The sequence below is a fragment of the Nocardia sp. CA-135953 genome (assembly GCF_050955735.1).
Taxonomy (GTDB): Bacteria; Actinomycetota; Actinomycetes; order Mycobacteriales; family Mycobacteriaceae; genus Nocardia.
Map to the genome: position 1 here is coordinate 6,213,338 of NZ_CP192082.1, position 22,769 is coordinate 6,236,106.

Annotated in this window: 16 protein-coding genes; 9 read left to right on the forward strand and 7 right to left on the reverse strand. The window is 67.3% G+C overall.

The genetic code is table 11. The features are described from left to right. Positions 1–66: 66 nt before the first annotated feature. The gene (gene amaB / locus ACQPXH_RS28585) at positions 67–1,596 is read left to right on the forward strand and encodes an L-piperidine-6-carboxylate dehydrogenase (RefSeq protein WP_433599556.1); all 1,530 of its coding nucleotides are present in this window, start codon (positions 67–69) and stop codon (positions 1,594–1,596) included. Positions 1,597–1,833: 237 nt separating this feature from the next. Here the strand turns inward: amaB and ACQPXH_RS28590 are convergent, their stop codons facing one another. Beyond that, entirely contained in the window at positions 1,834–2,379 is a 546-nt protein-coding gene (locus ACQPXH_RS28590) for a histidine phosphatase family protein (protein ID WP_063038784.1), read from the reverse strand. A gap of 137 nt (positions 2,380–2,516) precedes the next feature. Between ACQPXH_RS28590 and ACQPXH_RS28595 the strand changes: the two genes are divergently transcribed. From ACQPXH_RS28595 to ACQPXH_RS28620, 6 genes are all read left to right on the forward strand, one after another. Then, the gene (locus tag ACQPXH_RS28595; RefSeq protein WP_433599557.1) at positions 2,517–7,400 is read left to right on the forward strand and encodes an ATP-dependent helicase; all 4,884 of its coding nucleotides are present in this window, start codon (positions 2,517–2,519) and stop codon (positions 7,398–7,400) included. Between the two features lie 407 nt (positions 7,401–7,807). Then, positions 7,808–8,614, forward strand: coding sequence for a DNA-formamidopyrimidine glycosylase family protein (locus ACQPXH_RS28600; protein WP_433599558.1), 807 nt, complete (start codon positions 7,808–7,810; stop codon positions 8,612–8,614). Positions 8,615–8,747: 133 nt separating this feature from the next. Continuing rightward, complete coding sequence (locus ACQPXH_RS28605; protein ID WP_433599559.1) at positions 8,748–9,314, forward strand: TetR/AcrR family transcriptional regulator; 567 nt, start codon at positions 8,748–8,750, stop codon at positions 9,312–9,314. Then, entirely contained in the window at positions 9,314–10,147 is an 834-nt protein-coding gene (locus tag ACQPXH_RS28610; RefSeq protein ID WP_433599560.1) for an MBL fold metallo-hydrolase, read from the forward strand. The genes ACQPXH_RS28605 and ACQPXH_RS28610 overlap by 1 nt, the downstream gene beginning before the upstream one ends. A gap of 65 nt (positions 10,148–10,212) precedes the next feature. Next, positions 10,213–11,577 carry a hydroxysqualene dehydroxylase HpnE gene (gene hpnE, locus ACQPXH_RS28615; protein WP_433603609.1) on the forward strand — a complete coding sequence of 455 codons (1,365 nt, stop codon included), beginning with the start codon at positions 10,213–10,215 and terminating at the stop codon, positions 11,575–11,577. Between the two features lie 14 nt (positions 11,578–11,591). Beyond that, on the forward strand, positions 11,592–12,221 hold the full coding sequence (locus ACQPXH_RS28620) for a TetR/AcrR family transcriptional regulator (RefSeq protein ID WP_433599561.1): 630 nt from the start codon (positions 11,592–11,594) through the stop codon (positions 12,219–12,221). A 69-nt stretch (positions 12,222–12,290) separates the two neighbouring features. Here ACQPXH_RS28620 and ACQPXH_RS28625 read toward each other — a convergent pair whose 3' ends face one another. Further along, on the reverse strand, positions 12,291–14,024 hold the full coding sequence (locus tag ACQPXH_RS28625; RefSeq protein WP_433599562.1) for a glycerol-3-phosphate dehydrogenase/oxidase: 1,734 nt from the start codon (positions 14,022–14,024) through the stop codon (positions 12,291–12,293). A 290-nt stretch (positions 14,025–14,314) separates the two neighbouring features. Between ACQPXH_RS28625 and glpK the strand changes: the two genes are divergently transcribed. Further along, entirely contained in the window at positions 14,315–15,814 is a 1,500-nt protein-coding gene (gene glpK, locus ACQPXH_RS28630) for a glycerol kinase GlpK (RefSeq protein ID WP_433599563.1), read from the forward strand. A gap of 3 nt (positions 15,815–15,817) precedes the next feature. Here glpK and ACQPXH_RS28635 read toward each other — a convergent pair whose 3' ends face one another. From ACQPXH_RS28635 to ACQPXH_RS28650, 4 genes are all read right to left on the reverse strand, one after another. Then, entirely contained in the window at positions 15,818–16,993 is a 1,176-nt protein-coding gene (locus ACQPXH_RS28635) for a PLP-dependent aminotransferase family protein (RefSeq protein ID WP_433599564.1), read from the reverse strand. A gap of 81 nt (positions 16,994–17,074) precedes the next feature. After that, positions 17,075–18,187: a hypothetical protein gene (locus ACQPXH_RS28640; protein ID WP_433599565.1), complete on the reverse strand. Its 1,113-nt coding sequence runs from the start codon at positions 18,185–18,187 to the stop codon at positions 17,075–17,077. Positions 18,188–18,260: 73 nt separating this feature from the next. Further along, positions 18,261–19,247: a hypothetical protein gene (locus ACQPXH_RS28645; protein WP_433599566.1), complete on the reverse strand. Its 987-nt coding sequence runs from the start codon at positions 19,245–19,247 to the stop codon at positions 18,261–18,263. Between the two features lie 303 nt (positions 19,248–19,550). After that, the gene (locus ACQPXH_RS28650; protein WP_433599567.1) at positions 19,551–20,954 is read right to left on the reverse strand and encodes an NAD(P)H-quinone dehydrogenase; all 1,404 of its coding nucleotides are present in this window, start codon (positions 20,952–20,954) and stop codon (positions 19,551–19,553) included. Between the two features lie 125 nt (positions 20,955–21,079). Here ACQPXH_RS28650 and ACQPXH_RS28655 point away from each other — a divergent pair, with 125 nt between their 5' ends. Then, positions 21,080–21,559, forward strand: coding sequence for a gamma-glutamylcyclotransferase (locus ACQPXH_RS28655; RefSeq protein ID WP_433599568.1), 480 nt, complete (start codon positions 21,080–21,082; stop codon positions 21,557–21,559). Positions 21,560–21,635: 76 nt separating this feature from the next. Here the strand turns inward: ACQPXH_RS28655 and ACQPXH_RS28660 are convergent, their stop codons facing one another. Beyond that, entirely contained in the window at positions 21,636–22,766 is a 1,131-nt protein-coding gene (locus ACQPXH_RS28660; protein ID WP_433603610.1) for a M20 family metallopeptidase, read from the reverse strand. Positions 22,767–22,769 lie beyond the last annotated feature (3 nt).

The following is a 22,769-nucleotide window of genomic DNA, read 5'->3' on the forward strand; positions in this document are numbered from 1 at the left end:
CTGCTCGTTAACGCACCGTACCCATCCGATATTGTTCGCCGACCCAAAGCTAAAGCGGAGCAACCGATGACAGATACGCTCGACGACCACCTGACCGAGAACCTGGCGACCCGGGCGGCCGAACTGCTGCACACACTCGGCGCACCGACACCGGTCGCGGGCGAGCTGCCCGCACGGACGCCGATCACCGGCGGCACGCTCATGACCCTGCCCGCCGATTCCCTCGACGCCGCGGACGCGGCGATCGAGCGGGCCGCGGAGGCCTTCCGCGGCTGGCGCACCGTACCCGCGCCGGTGCGGGCCGGGGTGGTGCGGCGACTGGCCGAACTGCTCACTGTGCACAAGGTCGAACTCGGCGAGTTGGTCACCCTGGAGGCGGGGAAGATCGGCGCGGAGGCCGTCGGCGAGGTGCAGGAGATGATCGATATCTGCGAATTCGCGATCGGTCTGTCGCGCCAGCTCTACGGCAAGACCATGCCCTCGGAGCGACCCGGACATCGGCTGATGGAGACCTGGCATCCGCTCGGCGTGGTCGGGGTCATCTCGGCATTCAACTTCCCGGTCGCGGTGTGGGCGTGGAATACCGCCCTCGCGCTGGTCTGCGGCGACACAGTGGTGTGGAAGCCGTCGGAGACGACACCGCTGACGGCGCTGGCATGCCATACGCTGCTGCGCCGCGCGGCGGCCGATGTGGGCGCGGATCCCGAAGTGCATCAACTGATTCAAGGTGGCGCGGACGTCGGGTCCTGGCTGGTCGAGGACGAGCGCGTGGCGCTGGTGAGCGCGACCGGTTCGGTGCGAATGGGCCGTACGGTGGCGCCGCGGGTGGCCGCTCGGTTCGGGCGATGCCTGCTGGAGTTGGGCGGTAACAACGGTGCGATCGTCACACCCACGGCGGATCTGGAGTTGGCGGCGCGCGGCATCGTATTCGCGGCGGCGGGTACAGCCGGACAGCGCTGTACGACCTTGCGTCGGCTGATCGTGCACGCCGATGTCGTCGGGCCGCTGCTGGATCGCGTGGCCGGGGCGTATCGACAACTGCGCGTCGGCAATCCGCTCGACGATGGTGTGCTCGTCGGCCCGCTGATCAACGGCCGTGCCTACGAAGGGATGCGGGCGGCGATCGATCGTGCGCTCGCCGACGGCGGCGAATTGGTCTGCGGCGGTGAGCGAGTCGACGGCTTCGGCGATGAGGCCTTCTACGTGCGTCCCGCGATCGTGCGCATGCCCGCCCAGACCGCCGTGGTCCGCGAGGAAACCTTCGCACCGATCCTGTACGTGCTCACCTACCGCGACTTCGACGCCGCCATCGACCTGCACAACGGTGTTCCGCAAGGCCTTTCCTCGGCCGTCTTCACCGCCGACCAGCGCGAGGCCGAACGCTTCCTCGCCGCCGACGGCTCGGACTGCGGCATCGCCAACGTCAATATCGGCACCTCCGGCGCGGAGATCGGCGGCGCGTTCGGCGGAGAGAAGCAGACCGGCGGTGGGCGGGAATCCGGGTCGGACTCGTGGAAGGCGTACATGCGGCGCGCGACCAACACCGTCAACTACTCCGATCAGTTGCCATTGGCGCAGGGCATCCAATTCGGCTGAGCCACAAGTGGCACCCAAACTTCAGACCGGCCTGGCAGCATCGCGGCGGCGACTCCGCAGATGAGGCGCACCTGAGCCTCCCGACACCTTGATGGGCGTATCGGCACCCTACGGGTGCAGGTGAAACCGGCCCGGAGGACGCGGAAACCGACGTTCACACCGCGATCGTGGCGTGAACCGACGACGCCCGGGAAGGGCGGTGTCGAATAACCCGTGCAGCGGGTGTCGGACACGCTGTCACGCCGTGAAGTGCAATGTCCATTCGCCGCGGTAATGCAGCCTGGTGACGCTGCCCGGCGGAATGTCGATCCGCCAGAACGATTTCGGCGGCGCGTCAAGGGTCACCAGCAGCGCCGCGCGGATCACCGCCGGATGGGTGACCGCGATAGTGGACATGCCCTCGGAGGCGATTTCGGCCATCCAGTACCTGGTCCGCTCGACCACATCGGTGACGGATTCGCCACCGTGACCACGGAACTGCGGGTCGGTCAGCCAGGCGTATAGCTCGTCCTGCGGCACCGACATCAGTTCGCCGCCGCGCCACGCGCCGGCATCCAGATCGCGCAGCCGGGCGTCCTCCTCGCCCGGAAGTCCCATCAGCGCAGCCGTTTCCACGGTCCGGCGTTCGGGTCCGGTCAGCACGCGCGCCGCGGTCAGGCGGCCATACGCCGCGATTGCTCGGCGACCGGCCTCGGTCAGCGATTCGTCTACTGGAAAACGTGCCTTTCGCATCGCCTCGGTCATGCCATGGCTGACCAGGTCGAGTCTGAGCACCTTTTGCACGGTTGGAAGCGTACGGCGCGGCGCTGGCGGCCGTACTTCGATTGCCACCCCTTCGCTCGGGCCGTGAGCCATTTGCCCGACTCGAGGTATTCCGGCCGCCGCTGCCGGTTGTCGGTGCCCGGGTGCACACTGATGCCATGGCCCAGTTCTCCACCGCGACCCAGGAGTGGTTCGACGGCGCATTTCCCGCGCCCACGGCCGCGCAGCTGGGCGCATGGCAGGCCATTGCCGCGGGTGAGCACACCTTGGTCGTCGCGCCGACCGGTTCGGGTAAGACGCTGTCGGCCTTTCTGTGGGCCATCGATCAACTCGCGACCCGGCCGAAGCCCGAGGGCAAGGTCGACACGTCGGTGCTCTATGTGTCACCGCTGAAGGCATTGGCGGTCGACGTCGAGCGGAATCTGCGCGCACCGCTGGTCGGGGTCACCCAGACCGCGAAGCGGCTCGGCCTGGACCCGCCGACGATCACCGTCGGCGTTCGGTCCGGCGATACCAGTCCGGCGGACCGGCGATCGATGCAGCGGACACCGCCCGACATTCTGATCACCACGCCCGAATCACTGTTTCTGATGCTCACCTCCGCGGCCAGGGAGACGCTGAGCGATGTCGGCACGGTGATCGTGGACGAGGTGCACGCCATCGCGGGCGGTAAGCGCGGCGCGCATCTGGCGCTGTCGCTGGCCCGGATGGATCTGCTGACCGAGCGGCCCGCGCAGCGGATCGGGCTCTCGGCGACGGTGCGACCGCCCGAGGAGGTCGGCCGGTTCCTGGTTGGAAATGCACCGATCACCATCGTTTCGCCGCCGGCGCCGAAGACCTTCGATCTGTCCGTGCGTGTGCCGATAGCGGACATGACCGAACCGGGCGATTCCGATCAGCCCGGGTCGATCTGGCCGCATGTGGACGAGGCGATCGTGGATCTGGTGCTGGACCACCGATCTTCGATCGTCTTCGCGAATTCGCGCAGGTTGGCCGAGCGCCTGACCGCGCGGCTCAATGAGGCCTATGCCGCGCGGCTGGGCGAGGCCGTCGAGACGGTGTCCGATACGCCACGCGCGGGGCCCTCCGTGGTAACGCAAGCTGCCACCTCCGGGCCTGACGCGCGCGGCGGGCACAAACCGCCCGCCCAACTCGGTGCGTCCACCGAAGTGATCCACGGCGCGGATCCGCTGCTGGCCCGGGCACACCACGGTTCGGTGAGCAAGGAGCAGCGGGCGCTGATCGAGGACGATCTCAAGAGCGGACGGCTGCGCTGCGTCGTCGCCACCAGCAGTCTCGAACTCGGAATCGATATGGGCGCGGTCGATTTGGTGGTGCAGGTGGAGGCGCCGCCGTCGGTGGCGAGTGGGTTGCAGCGGGTCGGGCGGGCCGGGCACCAGGTCGGTGAGATCTCGCGCGGGGTGCTGTTCCCGAAGCATCGCACCGATGTCATCCACTGCGCGGTCGCCTCGCAGCGGATGACGGCGGGGCAGATCGAGGCACTGCGAGTTCCCGCGCATCCCTTGGACATCCTGGCCCAGCAGACCGTCGCGGCCTGCGCACTCGAGCCCATCGATGTCGACGCCTGGTTCGAAACCGTGCGCGGCACCGGCAATTACGCGTCGCTGCCCAGGTCGGCGTATGAATCGGTGCTCGATCTGCTCGCCGGTCGCTATCCGTCCGACGAGTTCGCCGAACTGCGGCCCCGGCTGGTCTGGGACCGCGACGCGGGCACGCTCACCGGTCGGCCAGGTGCACAGCGACTGGCCGTCACCTCGGGTGGCGCCATCCCGGATCGTGGCCTTTTCGCGGTCTACATGGTCGGCGGCAGTGACTCATCGGGTCGCTCCGCAGGCTCCGCTCCCGGCGCCTCGCGGGTGGGCGAACTCGATGAGGAGATGGTGTACGAATCACGCGTCGGCGATGTATTCGCCCTCGGCGCGACCAGCTGGCGCATCGAGGAGATCACCTTCGACCGGGTGCTGGTCACACCCGCATTCGGGCAGCCGGGGCGGTTGCCGTTCTGGCATGGTGACGGACTGGGTCGTCCCGCCGAATTAGGGGCGGCGCTCGGGGAATTCATTCGCAAGGCCGGTGTGCACGCGCCGAAGGGTGTGGATCCCGACACCGATGGAAAGAAGAGCTCCTCAGCGGATCCAGCAGTAGACGCACTCTTGCGTGGCGCGGGGCTCGACGACAATGCCACCACGAATCTGGTGACGCTACTCGATGAACAACGCACTGCCACCGGACAATTGCCCACCGACAAGACCCTGATCGTCGAGCGCTTCCGCGACGAGCTCGGCGATTGGCGGCTGGTGTTGCATTCGCCGTACGGCCTGCCGGTGCACGCACCGTGGGCATTGGCGATCGGCGCGCGGCTGCGGGAGCGGTTCGGCGTGGACGTCGCGCCGAATGCCTCCGACGACGGCATTGTCGTGCGACTGCCCGATACCACCGACGATCCGCCCTGTGCCGAGCTTTTCGTGTTCGAGCCCGATGAGATCGACGATATCGTCACCGAGCAGGTCGGCGGATCAGCGCTGTTCGCATCGCGATTCCGGGAGTGCGCGGCACGGGCACTGCTGCTGCCTCGACGCGATCCGGGTAAGCGTGCGCCGCTGTGGCAGCAGCGGCAGCGGTCGGCGCAATTGCTCGATGTCGCGCGGAAGTTTCCGGACTTTCCTATCCTGTTGGAGACGGTGCGCGAATGTCTGCGTGACGTTTACGATCTGCCGTCGCTGCGCGATCTGCTCGGGCGGGTGGCGCGTCGCCAGGTGCGACTCGTCGAGGTCGAGACCGCTACGCCGTCACCATTCGCCAACTCCCTGCTGTTCGATTACATCGGGCAGTTCATGTATGACGGGGACAGTCCGCTTGCCGAACGTCGGGCCGCCGCACTGTCGCTCGATTCCAGTCTGCTCGCCGAACTGCTCGGGCGGGTGGAGCTGCGGGAGTTGTTGGACGCCACCGTTATCGAGCAGATCGAGCGGGAATTGCAACGGCTCACACCCGAACGGTTGGCGCGGGATGCGGAGGGGCTGGCCGATCTGTTGCGGTTGCTCGGACCGCTTACTGCCGAGGAAGCCGCGCAGCGGTGCGTCGGCGTTCGACTCGACGATGCGGAGCCCACCGGTGATCCGGCGGGATGGTTCGCCGGCCTGGTGAAATCCAAGCGCGCACTCGAGGTCACGTTCGCCGGACGAACCTGGTGGGTCGCGGTGGAAGATGCCGCGCGCCTGCGCGACGCGCTCGGCGTGCCGCTCCCGATCGGCACCCCCGCCGCATTCATCGAACCGGTCGCTGATCCGCTCGGCGACCTGGTCGGGCGCTACGCCCGCACACACGGACCGTTCACTACCGAGGCCGTGGCCGCCCGTTTCGGACTCGGCACCGCGGTCGCGGCGACGGCACTGCATCGGCTGGTCGCGGAAAAGCGCGTGGTGGAGGGCGAATTCACACCTGCGGCCAGTGGCTCGGAGTGGTGCGACAGCCAGGTACTGCGCCGATTGCGCCGCCGGTCGCTCGCGGCCGCCCGGCATGAGGTCGAGCCGGTCGCCACCGCCGCCTTCGGCCGGTTCCTGCCGTCCTGGCAGCACATCGGCACCGGTGAACTGCGCGGGGTCGACGGGGTCGCGGCGGTGGTGGAACAGCTTGCGGGAGTGCCGATTCCCGCTTCCGCATGGGAGTCGCTGATTTTGCCGGCGCGGGTGCGCGACTACTCACCCGCCATGTTGGACGAGTTGATGGCCACCGGTGAGGTCATCTGGTCCGGGCACGGCGCCATCACCGCAAAGGACGGCTGGATTGCCCTGCACCTGGCCGATCAGGCCCCGTTCACCCTGACACCCGCCGACGAGATCGAACTGTCCGAGGTGCATCTGCGCCTGCTCGGCGCGTTGGGCGCATCGATCGCCCCCTGGATGCCCATCGATGCCGATACCGAGCCCGGCACCGGATCAGGCCAGGTCGTATCACTGGATGATGATGCAGCACAGGATGTTTCAGCGGTGCGGGGCAATTCGGTGACGCCAGGCACCTCGGTGACCACCAACGGTTCAGCGGGCCGAGATGGTTCGCCATTGCGACTTCCCCCGGTCCTGCACGGCGGCGGCGCGTACTTCTTCCGGCAACTCTCCGACGCCACCGGAGTCCTCGACGACACCAAAGTGGCGGATGCATTGTGGGAGCTCGTCTGGGCAGGCGTGGTCTCCGGTGACACCTTCACCCCCGTTCGCGCCCTGCTCTCGGGTACCGCACGGACCACTACCGCCCATCGCACACCACGGCGCGCACCGCGCGGACGTGCCTACCTCCCACGGCCGAATATGCCCACCAGATCCGGACCGCCCGCCGTCGCGGGCCGCTGGTCGCTGCTGCCGGAGCGGGTAGTGGACAACACCCTGCGCGCCCACGCAACGGCCGACACCCTGCTGGAACGGTACGGCGTGCTGACCCGCGGTTCGGTGCAGAACGAGGGCGTACCGGGTGGATTCGCCCTCATGTACCGAGTGCTCACCGAATTCGAGGATCGCGGCCGTTGCCGTCGCGGCTATTTCATCGATTCGCTGGGCGGCGCACAGTTCTCCACCACCGATGTGGTGGACCGACTGCGCTCCTTCGACACCGAGCGCATCCGCCCCGGCACCGGTGGACAACGCCGCAGCACCGCATTCGCCTTGGCGGCAAGCGATCCCGCAAACCCCTACGGCGCGGCACTGCCATGGCCGAAGGGACCGTCCGAGGGCCCGGGGCACCGTCCCGGGCGCAAGGCCGGCGCCATCGTCGTGGTCGTCGACGGCGATCTCGCGCTGTATCTGGAGCGCGGCGGTAAAACCCTGCTGACCTTCACCGAGGACCCGAACATCCGCCAAGCCGCAGCCACCGCCCTGGCCGACTTGGTGCGCGACCGCCGCGTCGACTCACTCGTGATCGACCGAGTCGACGGAGAAACCGTGCACGGCAACACCTTCGCCGGTTTCCTCACCGAGGCCGGATTCTCCGCGACCCCACGCGGCCTCCGACTACGGAGCAAGCCGTGACCCGAGCCGCCCACCGCGACACCACCCCCGCAGCAAAGGCCACTCGCACGCCGCAAAGCAAGGCCGGACTCCCGGTAACCCCACGCGGCCTCCGACTACGGAGCAAGCCGTGACCCGAGCCGCCCACCGCGACACCACCCCCGCAGCAAAGGCCACTCGCACGCCGCAAAGCAAGGCCGGATTCTCGGTCACCCCACGCGGCCCGCGATTGCGGAGCAAGCCGCGCTCCGACGACGAACCAGTGCACGGCGACATCACTCGGGCAGTCGCCTCAACAGGCCTTCACACACTGAAAGACGAGAACCACGCGGCAACCACACGCACCCTGAAAAGCGGGAATCGCATGGGGAAGTGCGGATTCACACTTCGGAGTGTGAGCCCGGCCCGGATCAACCTATGGTCGAGCCATGCCTGAAGGCGACACCGTATTCCTGACCGCGGCCAGACTGCGGCTCGCGTTGGCAGGAAAGACGCTGATCCGCAGCGATTTTCGGGTGCCGCGCCATGCGACGGTCGATCTGGTCGGGCAGCGGGTCGAGGGGGTCGCCAGCTATGGCAAGCATCTGTTCGTCCGAACCGACGAGGTCAGCGTCCATACGCATTTGAAGATGGAGGGCGAATGGCGGACCTACTGCGCCGGTGAACGGTGGACGCGGCCGCCGGTGACCGCCCGGCTGGTGCTCGGCACCGATGACACCGAGGCGGTGGGCTTTTCGCTCGGCACCGTCGAGGTGCTGCGCCGCGCGGACGAGCACACCGCCACCGACCATCTCGGGCCGGACCTGCTCGGCGCGAACTGGGATGTGACCGAGGCGGTGCGACGGCTGGCACGATATCCGGCGCAACCGATCGGCCTCGCCCTACTCGACCAGCGCAACCTGGCCGGAATCGGCAATATCTTCCGCAGCGAAATCTGCTTCCTGCGCCGCGTCCACCCGGCCACACCGGTCGGCGACGTGCCCGACCTGCTCGCCCTCGTACACGAAGCGCATCGCGTACTGGCCAAGGCCGCCACCGAACCACCGTGGCGGCCACTTGCCTACGGCCGCGCCCGGCGGCCGTGCCAGCGCTGCGGCACCCGCATGGTCGTCCATTTACTCGGCGAGACCGAACCCGAACCTGGCCGAACAGGCCGAAACCCCCAGTCCGACCGCATCACCCAGCGCGAACGCGGCATCTACTTCTGTCCCCGCTGCCAGCCAGAACCCGCCTGACCACACCGAAGGCAACCATTTGCCGTCCCCGATCGACGATTCGAGCATCGCGAATCCACCGCCACCGACCTCGAAGATCCGCCGGCTTCCGAACCAGCTAGACCGGTCGTCATAGTTGACGTAGCATAAAGGCGTGGCACCTCGCACCGACTCCCGCCAACGCTTCATCGACGCCGCGGCCGACCTCTTCCACACCCAGGGCTATCACGCCACCGGCCTGAATCAACTCGTCAGCGCGGGCGGCGCACCCAAGGGCTCGCTCTACTTCCACTTCCCCGGCGGCAAAGAGCAACTCGCCGCCGAGGCTCTTACCCAATCGAGCAGGCAACTGCGCGATCAGCTCGACGCCATTCTCACCGACGGCGGCGATATCGCCACCGTCTTCGACGTCCTCACCGCACTGCTGGTCGATTCCGATTTCGAACGCGGCTGCCCCATCGCGACCATCGCACTCGACGCGGGGCGCGAGAGCGAGACGATCAGGCAGGCCTGCGTCACCGGTTTCGAATCCTGGCGCGAGTCGATCGAAAAGCACCTGCGGGACAAGGGAATCGATCAGGAGCGCGCCACCGAACTTTCGACTGTCACCCTCGCAACGATCGAGGGCGCCCTCATGCTCGCCAAAACCAAGCGTGATGTCGCGCCGCTGCGCACGGTCGCCGCCCACCTGCGTACCACCTTCGAACGGGAGCTCTCCTGATGCGCGTGCACCACCTCAATTGCGGCACCATGCGCCCTCTCGGCGGCCGACTCCTCGACGGCACCGGCAGCATCTTCCGCCGCGCCGAAATGGTCTGCCACTGCCTGCTCCTCGAACTCGACTCCGGACTCGCCCTTGTGGAGACCGGAGTCGGCGAGCAGGCGGTGCACCGACCCGAGGAATGGCTCGGTCGCCGCTTCATCCGGCTGACCAATCCGGTACTCGATCTCGCACAGACCGCGGTGCGCCAGATCGAGGCGCTGGGCTACCGGCGCGCGGACGTCCGCGATATCGTGCTCACCCATCTCGATCTCGACCATGCGGGCGGCCTCGCCGACTTCCCGGACGCGCGGGTGCACGTACACGCGGAGGAACTGCGCGCCTTGCAAGGCGGACATACGCGCGAAGAACGCTTGCGCTACAAGGAACCTCAGTTCCGGCACGGTCCGCGCTGGGAGTCGTACGCGGATACCGGTGACAGCTGGTTCGGTTTCGACGCGGTGCGCGAATTGACCGGCCTGCCACCGGAAATCCTGATCATCCCGCTCGCCGGGCATACCCGTGGCCATGCGGGCGTCGCCGTCGACACCGGGGACGGGTGGCTGCTGTCCGCGGGCGACGCCTACTTCCATCCCGGCGTCCTCGACCCGGTTCGTCCGCGACAACCGCTCGGAACAGCCATGTTCGAGAAGAATGTACAGACACTTCCTGCCGCCCGCATCGAGAATCAGCGGCGGTTGCGCGAACTGGTGCGCGACCACGGCGACGAGGTCACGGTGTTCTCCGCGCACAGTTCGATCGAATTCCACGCCATGGAGCAGATCGGCGTATAGCCAAAACCCTTGACGGCCCAAGCACTCCCGATTAACTTGCAGAATGCAAGTAATATAGGGAGTGCATCGTGAACGATCCGCGGCGGTATGTGGTCATCGGGGGCGGATTGGCCGGGCTCGCGTCCGCGGTCTGGTTGGCCGAGGCGGGTAAGCAGGTGACCCTGCTGGAACGTCGCGGCCGACTCGGCGGCCGGACGCATGCGATGAAAGTCGAAGCGGCCGATGACCTTCCCGATAACGGCCAGCATGTGATCGCCAGCGGTTACGACCACCTGTTCCGCTATCTGAACAGCATCGGCACCCGCCAATACGTCGCCTTTCCGAAGGGCGGCACACTGCGCTGGCCGGGCGGACGCAGCACACCGATAGTGACGAAGGGCTGGGGCGCCTGGCGCACCCTGTTCGGCGCACATCCCGACGCGAGCCTGCTCGATCGGCTGCGCGCGGCCCGCGCCACGGCGCGCCTCGGCTGGCAGAGCCTGCACCAGCCCGATTGCCTTGCCGACCTCACCACCGAACAGTGGTTCAACCGGGTCGGCATGCCCGCTCCGGCGCGAGAAGCGTTGTGGGACTGGCTCGCTCTCGGCCTGGCGGCCGAACCGGTGCAGCAGGAATCGGCCAAGATCCTCGCCGATTTGCTTGCCACCGGCATCCGACTCGGGATGAAACATCGTCGGTCGGTCACCATCGGCTACCCGACCACCGATCTCGATACGCTCTATATCACCGGGGCCCAAAGGGTTTTCGAGAAATTTGGCGTCGAGGTCCGCCATCGCGCCGTGGCCCGCCGGATCAATATCGACAATGGCGCGGTGACCGGGGTGACGCTCGCCGACGGCTCGATCGTCGCGGCCGATGCCGTCATCTGTGCGATACCGAATTCGAATATCGGCGGGCTGCTCGACGATCTGCCAGAACATTCCGAAATCTATGCCGCCGCAGATAAATTGGGCGTTACACCGATCGTCAGCACCAACCTGTACCTGGACCGACCGCTCGGCACCGAGGCCGAATTCGAGGCGCTGATCGGCGGCACCGGCGTCATCGACGAGGTCTTCGACCGACAGCGGATGACCGGGCGCAGCACCGATCAGGCCTGGCTGTACTGCCTGACCACCAGCGGCGCGTACGAGCAGATCCACAAGACCAACGAGCAGATCATCGACGAACAGATGCGCCTACTACGCCGCTACTACCCGGACGCCGAGCACGCGAAAGTCGTTCAGGGACATGTGGTTCGGATGCCGAGGGCGACCTTCTCCCAGGTACTGGGTACGCACGGCCTGCGCCCGGGTCAGCGCACCTCGGTGCCGACGCTGGTGCTGGCCGGCGATTGGACCGCGACCGACTGGTCGGCCACCATGGAGAGCGCGGTGCAGAGCGCTGCCAAGGCGGTGGACCTGCTACTTGCGCTACCGTCGTTGCCGTGACCACGGAGCGCTCGATGTCTGAGCACCCCACTGCGAAGCCACACCCCACGCCCAAGCGCCGCATGTCCGCGGCCGACCGGCGCGCACAACTACTCGATGTGGCGCGCGACATCGTCGCCGTCGACGGCTTCGGTGCGGTGAGTATCGAGCGGGTCGCACGCGAGGGCGAGGTCGCACGGGCACTGGTGTATCAGCAGTTCACCGATCTGTCCGGATTGATGACCGCGCTGGTGGATCGCGAATCGGCCATCGCACTGGCCGGTATCGGCACTCTCGACTGGTCCGACACCGATGACGATGCTGATCGGATCGGCCGCGGCATTCTCGCCTATCTGCATGCCGCGCCGACCAGTTGGCGGATCATCCTCAGCCCACCCGACGGCGGACCGTCGGATCTGCGCGACCGGCTCGAACTCGGCCGGGCCTACGCGCGGACGATCGGCGCGCGGCATCTGTCGCGCCACGCCGGAGTCACCGTCGATCCGGATGGCGCGACCGAGCGAATCATGCTCGCGGCATTGGAGGAATTGGCTCGGCTGCATCTAGCTGATGCACAGCGGTACCCGGATGAGCTGGTACTGCGCTACATTCGGTCGATCCTGGCGTGGGCCACCGATGTCGAAACCCCGAAAAAGGAGTGCTGAACAGCGGTTTCAGCGTCATCACGAAATTCTCACGGACACATTGCACTGCCGCCGCCGACTGTCCAGTTCTCAGCTGTCCAACGGGACCGGTTCCAGGATCTCTGCACGCGGTTCGGGGGCTGCGATGCGCAGCGCATCGGCGGAGGGGTCGTCCGGCTGGGTCTGGGAGCGGATCTCCGCCTCGACGCGTGCTTGGTAGGTGCTGACCTCCCAGTCGATTTCGCCGTCGTCCCAGCCGAGTATCGGCGCCACCAGATGGGCCACCTGTTCGGCGCAGTTCGCGCCGCGGTGCGAGTATTCGATGGAGATCCTGGTCCGGCGGGCCAGAATGTCGTCCAGGTGCAGCGCACCCTCCGCGGCGGCGGCGTAGACGGCTTCCACCTGCAGATACGACGGCGCGTCCATAATCGGTTGCAGCAGTTCGGGTTTGCCGTCGGCCAAGGTCATGACCTCGTCGATGAGCGAACCGTAGCGATCGAGCAGATGCTTGACCCGATACGGATGCACGCCGTAGGCCTCGGCGAGTTGCACCGTCTGATTGATCAGCGCGAAGTAGCCGTCGGCGCCGAGCAGTGGAACCTTCTCGGTGATGGACGGTGAGACTCGCGCCGGAATATCCTGTGCCGCTTCATCGACCGCGTCATAGGCCATCACCCGGTAGGTGGTGTACTTACCGCCCGCGATGCCGACAAGCCCCGGCGCAACCCGGGCGACGGCGTGTTCCCGCGAAAGTTTGGAAGTCGAATCGCTCTCTCCCGCAAGCAAAGGCCGCAGACCAGCGTAGACACCGTCGATATCGGCGGGCGTGAGCGGCGTGACCAGCACCTGGTTGACCCGATCCAACAGATAATCGATATCGGCCTTGGTCGCCGCCGGATGGGCGAGATCCAGATTCCAATCGGTATCGGTGGTGCCGACGATCCAGTGCGCGCCCCACGGCATGACGAACAGCACCGAGCTCGCGGTGCGCAGGATGATCGCGGCATCGCTGACTATGCGGTCGCGCGGCACCACGATGTGCACGCCCTTGGACGCACGCACGTGGAAGCGGCCGCGATTATGCGAAAGCGCCTGGACCTCGTCGGTCCACACGCCGGTCGCATTGATCACCACGTGGGCGCGGATCTCGCCGGTGCGACCGTCCTCGCTGTCGCGCACCTTCACCCCGACGACCCGGTCCGCCTCGCGCAGAAAGCCGACGACCTGGGTTGAGGTGCGGATCACCGCGCCGTAGTGCGCGGCGGTTCTGGCGACGGTCATGGTGTGGCGGGCATCGTCGACGACGGTGTCGTAGTAGCTGACGCCGCCGATCAGTGAAGTGGGCCGCAAACCCGGTGCCAGTCGCAGTGCGCCGGCCCGGGATAGATGATGTTGGCCGGGAACGGATTTCGCGCCGCCCATGGTGTCGTAGAGCACCAGTCCGGCGGCGACATACGGGCGTTCCCAGCCGCGGCGGGTCAGCGGGTAGAGGAAGCGCAGCGGCTTCACCAGATGCGGTGCGAGCCGGGCGAGTGCGAGTTCGCGTTCCCGCAGCGCCTCGCGCACCAGCCCGAACTCCAGTTGCTCGAGGTAGCGCAGTCCGCCGTGGAACATCTTCGAGGAGCGACTCGACGTGCCGGAGGCAAGATCGCGCGCCTCGACCAGCGCGACCTTCAGACCGCGCGTGGCCGCGTCGAGCGCGATACCGGAGCCGACCACGCCACCACCCACGACGACCACGTCGAAATGATCCTTACCGAAGCGCTCCCATGCCGTCACGCGCTGCTCGGGGCCGAGGAACTGCGATTCCGGTTTGTTGGTCATGTGCGACTCCTCCAGCCGACCCCGGCGTCGGGGTTCAGACGACGTTTGTGGTCCTTCGGGCACACGATCGAGCTGCTCAGTCGGGGGGTGGTCTTCTGTTCTACAGGCTAAAGGAATCGGCGACGATCCCCCGCCGGGGCCGAAGCCGTGTCGCCCGCAGCCGACAGCCCGCGCTACTCGCCGGTAACCGATCCCAACACTAGTCCGACAACCCGCTGGTCGCGAGTTGATGCCCTGGCGCGCTCCGCGGTTTCCGCCGCGAGCCACGCCGCTTTTAGTAGCCTGCACGAATGCGTCGCTATGTGGCCGCCATTGATCAGGGCACGACCTCCAGTAGGTGCATCATCTTCGACCGGCAGGGCCGTGTCGTCGGTGTCGCGCAGCGCGAGCACGAACAGATCTTTCCGCGGCCGGGCTGGGTCGAGCACGATCCGGAGACCATTTGGCGCAATACCGAATTCGTCCTCGGCGAGGTGCTGCGGAGCACCGGTATCGCCGCCGATGAGATCAATGCGGTCGGCGTCACCAATCAGCGCGAGACGACGGTGGTGTGGGATCGGGCCAGCGGCAAGCCGATTCATCACGCGATCGTCTGGCAGGACACCCGCACCGACCGTCTGGTCGCCGACCTGGGCGGCGAATACGGCGCGACGCGCTACCAGAACCGCACCGGTCTGCCGCTGTCCACCTACTTCGCCGGTCCGAAACTGCGCTGGCTTCTGGACAATGTCGAGGGCGCCCGAGCCAGGGCCGAGGCCGGTGAGCTGTGTTTCGGCACCATCGACAGCTGGGTGCTGTGGAAGCTCACCGGTCAGCACATCACCGATGTGACCAATGCTTCGCGCACCATGCTGATGGATCTGCGTACGCTGCAGTGGGATTCGCAGATCTGCGCGGAATTCGAGATACCGCGGTCGATGCTGCCCGAGATTCGCAGCTCGTCGGAGATCTACGCGGAGATCGGCTCCGGCCCCTTGGCGGGCATACCCGTCGCGGGCATTCTCGGCGACCAGCAAGCGGCGACCTTCGGCCAGGCCTGCCTGTCCCCTGGCGAGGCCAAAAACACCTATGGCACGGGCAATTTCATGCTGCTCAATACCGGAACGACGCCGGTATTCAGCAAGCACGGCCTGCTCACCACGGTCTGTTACCAGCTCGGCGGCGAGGCGCCGGTTTACGCATTGGAGGGATCCATCGCGGTGACCGGCTCACTGGTGCAATGGTTCCGGGACAATCTCGGCATCATTTCCGCCGCCGACGAGATCGAACCGCTGGCGCGCAGCGTCGAGGACAATGGTGGTGCATACATCGTCCCCGCGTTCTCCGGCCTCTTCGCGCCACGCTGGCGCCCGGATGCCCGCGGCGTGATCGCGGGCCTGACCCGCTTCGTCGACAAGGCGCACCTGGCGCGAGCGGTATTGGAGTCCACCGCATTTCAGACGCGCGAGGTCATGGACGCGATGCGCGCCGATGCCGAATCCCAGCAGTTGCGGCTGGAACTGACCACCCTCAAGGTCGACGGCGGCATGGTCGGCAACGATCTGCTGATGCAATTCCAGTCCGACATCCTCGATGTGCCGGTGGTGCGCCCGGTCGTCAACGAAACCACCGCACTGGGTGCGGCGTATGCGGCTGGGCTCGCCGTCGGCCTGTGGGAGAGCACCGATGACATCCGCGCCAACTGGGCCGCGGACAAGACCTGGCAGCCCGCGATGTCCGCGACGGATCGCGAAACCCACCTCGCCGCCTGGAACAAGGCCGTGGAGCGCACCTACAACTGGGTGGATTGACGGCTATTCGGCCGCGCGAGCCAGCCGGTCGATCGCCTCCGCCAAGGTCGCCGCGTCCGAAGTGGTGAAGCACATGCGCATGGAGTGGCGGTAGTCGGTGTCGACGGCGAAGGCCGAACCGGGCACGAAGGCGACTCCGCGCTCCAGGGCTCGGGGCAGCAGCCGATCGGTATCGGTGCCGTCGGTGAAATCGGCCCACACGAACATGCCACCGGCGGCGTCGGTGCAGGTGACGCGGTCGCCGAAGCGGGTGCGCACGGCGTGCACGAGTGCCTTGGCACGGTCGCCGTACGCGCTGCGGACGGTGTCGACGTGGCCGGTCAGCCAGGTTTCGTCGGTGAGCAGATCGGCGGCGATCTGGTGGGTCAGCGCCGAGCCGCACAGGTCCGCGCCCTGTTTCAGCAATTCGACCGCGCGACAGATCCGCTCCTGCGCCACCATCCAGCCGACCCGCAGCGCGGGCGCGAGGATCTTCGAGGCACTGGACAGCCGAATCACGTTGCGGGAGTAGGTTGCCACGGGATCGGGCGAGGGCCGGTCGAACCAGAGTTCACCGTACGGATCGTCCTCGATCACCCAGAAGCCGTAGGTATCGGCGAGTTCGGCCAATTCGCGACGACGCGGCGGACTCATCGTGACGCCACCCGGATTGTGGAAATTGCTCACCGTGTGCACGACCGTCGGACGCTCACCGCGTGCCAGCCGTTCCTTCAGCACGTCCAGCCGCATGCCCTCGGAATCCAAGGGCACCGCGACAATTCGCGCACCGGCGGCGCGGAACACTTGCAGCGCACCGACATACGCCGGATCCTCGACGACCACCAGCGCGCCCGGATCCAGCAGCACCTCGGCGAGCAGCGAGAGCGCTTGCTGCGAACCATGCGTCACGAACACCTCGTCGAGCCCGACCGCGCGGCCGAGCTTCGCCGACTCCCGTCGGCGCAGCACATCGCGCAGCGGAGGCCACCCGCGCGACCCGGTGTACTGCAACACCGCGGAACCGCTCAGCGCCGCATCGGCCGCGGCGACGAGCCGCTCTCGGGGCATCAACTCCGCATCCGGCAAACCTCCCGCGAGGCTGATCACCTCTTCGCGCGTGGTCAGCTCGAGCAGGTCACGAATCGCCGAACTCTTCAGTCCGCCCAGTTTGGTCGCGAGCGGTGGATTGATCGGCGACATGGAAACCTCCGAGGGGACGGGAAACCCCACTGTCCCACATCGCTACCAGATTATGAAATATTCATCCCATGATCTGAGAGCTCAGGCGCGCTCGCGGATGGCGAAGATCACCGTCTTGCCGTCTCGGACCACCGTGATGATGGTCTGCCGGTAGACATTGGTCGTGCCGTCTGGGCGATGTTCGGTCAGGTCTACCTCGAACGTGTCCACCGTCGACTCGGCGATCCGCAGACAGTGCGTGGTACCCACCGGAATCTGGTCATTGATGGCCTGCTGGATAACCTCGGCGGTCGACACATTCTCGGCATCCGGCGCGACGAATCTGCGCGCCCGCTCACCATTGCGGTCGACGTAGAACTCGTACTGGAAGCCGAGGATCGCACCTGCGCCGGTCGAGGTGTCGCCCTGCCCATTGCCGCGGGTCACCTTGCCGTCTTTGCTCGCGGGACAGCTCAGCGCGGCGGAGGTACTCGGCGGTGCGGGTGGCGCCGCCTTCGGACTGCGGTTGTCGTCGCGGCTGACCGCGACGAAGGTCACCACCAGCGCCAAGACCACCACGATGGCGGCGAGCACACCGAGCGCTATCCATCGACCGCGCGAACGGTGCCGGGTCGGGGTCGCGGTGATGGTGTCCGAGATCAGCTTCGGCGCAAGACGTTTGGCGATCGGATCGTCGGCCCAGGACAGACCCGACGGCTCGGACGGCGGCTTCGGTACCCCACCGGATTCGGCGGGGCTGTTCCACCAGGTATCGCGCTGGCCTGCCGCTGGGGTCGCATGCCGGACGGTGGCCTCGTTGGGATCCGGTTCCACCGGCGGCTCGGTTCGGCGCGTCGGCGGCTCCGGTCGCGGGGTCGGCGGTGGCGGTGGCGGTGCGTCGCCGAACACCGTCGTATCCGGCGCGCGGTACTGCGGGGGTGGCGGCGGCACCGTCGGCGGTTCGTCGGCGGGACGCCAGATCAGCTCGGGGTGATCGGTGCCGGGCTCGGGCACCGACCACTGCGGTCGGACCTGTTCACCCGTCGGTGGCCCGAACTCGCCGACCGGCGGCCCGAATTCGCCGACTGGCGGCCCGAAATCGGAGACCGGCGGCCCGAAATCGGAGACCGGCGGGCCGAATTCGTCCAACGGGGGTCCGAATTCCGACCCGGTCCGGTCGGATTCGTTGTCCCTGCCATCACCCTCGGAGCCCACACCAAATCCTTTCCCCAGGACACACGTGTGGGGCGGTCGAGAACGACCGCCCCACCCGTCGAATCAGCTCGTGTCAGTACTGGAGTGACCCACCCCACTGGGTGGTGACCCCGGCAACGTTGACCGTCTGCGGAGCCAGTTCGCCTGGCGGCACCGGAAGTTTAACTTGCGCGGCGGCCTCGAGGGCAGCCGCGCCGCCCGGCTGTTCCCGAATCCAGTGCTCGACAGCGGCCTTGGCCATGTTGGCCTGGGTGGTGTCGAGGATGACCTCGGTCTTGTTGTCGGCCAGACCCTCACCACCGGTGTAGGAGGTGACCTTGACGGTGTTGGCGCCGATGTATTCGACCGACACACCAGCCTCGCCCTGACCGGTCGGGGTGCGGTACCCGATGGTGCCGACGTAGCCCGCGGCATTGTTGAAGTGGTGGGTGTTGGCCACGTAGCCGGGAGCCAGCGAGCCGCCGTCGACGTTGGCGCCGATCTCCTGGTGCGGCCCGTCCATCTCGACGACCGGCGCGGCAGGCGCCTGCTGGAAGCGCGGAGCCTCCCAGCGCGGCTGCTGCACCAGCGTGTCGGTATCCGGCTGCTGCGGGGTCCGAGCGCTCGGACCGCTCGGGGTGTTCGCACCCGGCGCGGTGGTACCGGGCTGCGCGGGCTTCGGCGCCTCCGCACCGGGGGCCGTCTCCGGCACCACGGCGGGAATCGCGGGGCCGGTCTGGCCCGGAACCGGCAGCGGCGCGACGCGCGGGGTGGTGACACCCGGCTGGGTCGGCTGGGCCAGCTTCGGATCCTTGGGCTGATTCGGCATGATCTGGTTCGGATCCGGCGTCGTGACACCCGGCTGGCTCGGCGTCGGCGAAGGCTTGGCGTCCGGCTTGCCCGGGTCCGGCTTGGTGGTCTCCGGCTGGCCCTGATCCATCGGCGTGGTGCTACCCGGATCGGCGGGCGCGGGCGCCGGCGTGGTCGGTGTACTCGGCTGATCCGGAACTGCCCCCGCCGGCGCCGCGAAGAGCGTGGCCACGGCCGCCGCAGTGGCCAGTGGCAACGATGTGCTCGCCATCGCTCGCTGCGCCCGACTCGGCTTACGATGTTTCACTTTTCGCAATCCCTTTCCCGTGTACGACCGAGTGGGTCGCACACAGTTATCCCTGGTGAGACGCTTGGTCCACGAATGAGGACCGCCGAACGACCAAGCGGCCGTTCGCCGTTCCCGCTGGAAAGGATCGATCCCCCCACACAGAACCCTCGCGATCGCCCGCCGATCGCATCTCTGCGGGAAGTGAACCACATGCGCGCCTTACTGGCAACGCGATGAAAAACGCCACAAGACAGCAAGTCTCGGGGCGGCTGGGTTCAGTGACGGTTAATCCAGGTCGTCGTGACGCATCAGCAGTCGGGCCGCCTCGGTGACCGAGCCCGTGAGCGACGGGTACACCGAGAAGGTCTGGGCGAGATCGTTGACGGTCAGATTGTTCTGGACCGCCAGCGCGATCGGCAGAATGAGCTCCGAGGCGATCGGGGCGACGACCACACCGCCGATGACCACACCGGTCGCGGGCCGACAGAAGATCTTGACGAAACCCCTACGCAGACCCGACATCTTGGCGCGCGGGTTGGTATTCAACGGCAGCATGACCGTGCGCGCGGGCACCTCGCCGTTATCGATGGCCGTCTGGCTCACGCCGACCGTCGCGATCTCCGGACGGGTGAATACGGCCGAGGCGACCGTCTTCAGCCGGATCGGGCTGACGCCCTCACCCAGCGCGTGATACATCGCGATGCGGCCCTGCATCGCGGCCACCGAGGCCAGCGGCAGCAGACCGGTGCAGTCGCCCGCCGCGTAGATGCCCGGCACCGAAGTGCGCGACACCCGGTCCACCCGCAGGTAACCACCGCGGTCGAGTTCGATGCCGACGCGCTCCAAGCCGAGGTCGTCGGTATTGGGGATCGAGCCGACGGTCATCAGCGCATGCGTACCCGTGACGGTGCGGCCGTCCGAAAGTTTGACCACGATCCCCTCGACGGTGCGCTCCACCGCATCGGCGCGCGCGTGCTTGACCAGTTCGACACCGCGTTCGGCGAGCGCGTCCTCGAGCACGAGCGCGGCATCGGCGTCCTCACCGGGTAGCACCCGGTCGCGGCTCGAGACCAATTTCACCCGCACACCCATTTCGGTATACGCGGAGACGAATTCGGCCCCGGTCACACCCGAGCCGACCACGACCAGGGTCTCCGGGAGTTCCTCCAGGTCATAGAGCTGACGCCAGTTCAGGATGCGCTCGCCGTCGGGCTCGGCGCCGGGCAACACGCGCGGGCTCGCACCGGTGGCGATCAACACCACTTCGGCCTCGACGGCCTCCTCGGTGCCATCGGCCAGCAGCGCGCGCACCCGGTGCGCGGCCATACCGGTGGCCGGATCGCCGAGCTGTCCGCGTCCGGCCAGCACGGTCACGCCCGCGGCCTGCACCTTGGATCGGATATCGGAGGACTGGGCCAGCGCCAGCGCCTTCACACGCGCGTTCACTTCGCCCAATTCGATCTGGGCCTGGCTCGGATCGAGGGTAATGCCCAGGTCACGGGCGCGACGCAGATCGGTGCGCACGCCCGTCGAGGCAATAAAGGTCTTCGACGGCACGCAGTCCCACAGGACGCACGCCCCGCCGATGCCGTCGCTATCGATCAGGGTGACCGTGGCCCCGTGCTGGGCCGCCACCAATGCCGCTTCGTAACCGGCCGGTCCGCCACCGATGATCGCTATGCGGGCCATGGATACCTCCGCTGGAGCTGTTCGACCGGGATCTCCGGTGCCGGTAGACAACGTTAGCTGGCGAACACACGGTCATCTCGCCGGGATAGAGACGATGCGCGCAGGTTATTGGATACCCTTGCGTCGTGCCGATCTACGCCGCCTACGGGTCCAACATGGACTCGTCCCAGATGCTCGAGCGCTGTCCGCACTCCCCCATGTACGGGACGGGCTGGTTGGAGGGCTGGCGCCTCACCTTCAGCGGTGACGACATCGGCTGGGAGGGCCCGCTGGCCACTGTCGTCGAAGAGCCGGGCTCGCGGGTGTTCGTGGTGCTCTACGACGTGTCCCCCGAGGACGAGGAGCGCCTCGACCGCTGGGAGGGTTCCGATTTCGGCATCCACCGCAAGATCCGGCTGCGCGTGACGCCGAGTGCGGGCAGCGGTTCCGAACCCATCCTGGCCTGGCTGTACGTACTCGATGCGTACGAGGGCGGGCTACCGTCGGCGCGCTATATCGGCGTGATGGCCGATGCGGCCGAAAAGGCAGGCGCGCCAGCGGAATACGTGCACGCGCTGCGCACTCGCAACAGCAAGAACGTCGGACCCGGATTCTTCGGTAGCTGAACGAACACGGAAGCGGCCGACCCTTTTCGAGGTCGGCCGCTTCCTTATCTTCGTCAGCTCGCGTTCAACGTCTTCGTCAGCTCGCGTTCAACACGATATTGCTGAGCACCCGGACACCGACGGCCAGCGCGCGCTCGTCGAGATCGAAGGTCGGCTGGTGCAGATCCAGCTGCTCGCCGTGCCCGGGCCAAACGCCGAGGCGGGCCATCGCGCCCGGCACCTCCTCCTGGTACCAGGAGAAATCCTCACCGCCCCCGGACTGCAAGGTGTCGGCGAGTGCGTCCGGGCCGAGCATGCGGATCGCGTCCTCGAACATCCTGGTCGAGTGCTCGTCATTGACCACCGGCGGTACGCCGCGGCGGTAGTTCAACTGGTAGCGCACTCCGGTCGGGGCGAGCAGGCCGTCCACGATCTCGCGCACCATCGGCTCGAGCAGCGACCAGGTCGCGTGATCGCCGGTGCGGACGGTGCCGGTGAGCATGCCGGTCTGCGGTATCGCATTGGGCGCCTTGCCCGCGCTGACCGCACCCCAGACCATCACCGTGCTGGTTCGCGGATCGATGCGGCGGCTGAGCAGACCGGGCAGGCCGGTGATCACGGTGCCGATGGCGTAGACCAGGTCGCTGGTCAGATGCGGACGCGAAGTGTGCCCGCCCGGCGAATCGAGGACCAATTCGATGGTGTCGGCCGCCGAGGTGATCGCACCGACCCGGATGCCGACCCGGCCGACCTCGAGGCGCGGATCGCAATGCAGTGCGAAGATCCGGTCGACGCCCTCCATCGCTCCGGCGGCGACCATATCGATGGCACCACCCGGCATCACCTCTTCGGCGGGCTGGAAGACGAATCGCACGCCGACCGGCAGTTCCTGATCGGCCAGCGCGAGCGCGGTGCCGAGCAGGATCGTGGTGTGCGCGTCGTGCCCACAGGCATGCGATACGCCGGGCACGGTCGAGGCGAAGCTGAGTCCGGTGAATTCCTGCAGTGGGAGCGCGTCCATATCGGCGCGCAGCCCGATGCGCGGTGCGTCCGCCGGACCGATGTCACAGAGCACTCCGGTGCCGTTGGGCATCTTCTGCGGCGTCAATCCCGCCTTGGTCAGCCAGGCCGAGACGAACTCGGTGGTGGCGAATTCGGTGCGGGAGAGCTCCGGGTTCGCGTGGATGTGACGGCGCCACTGGACGAGATCGACCGTGTGCTCGGCCAGCCA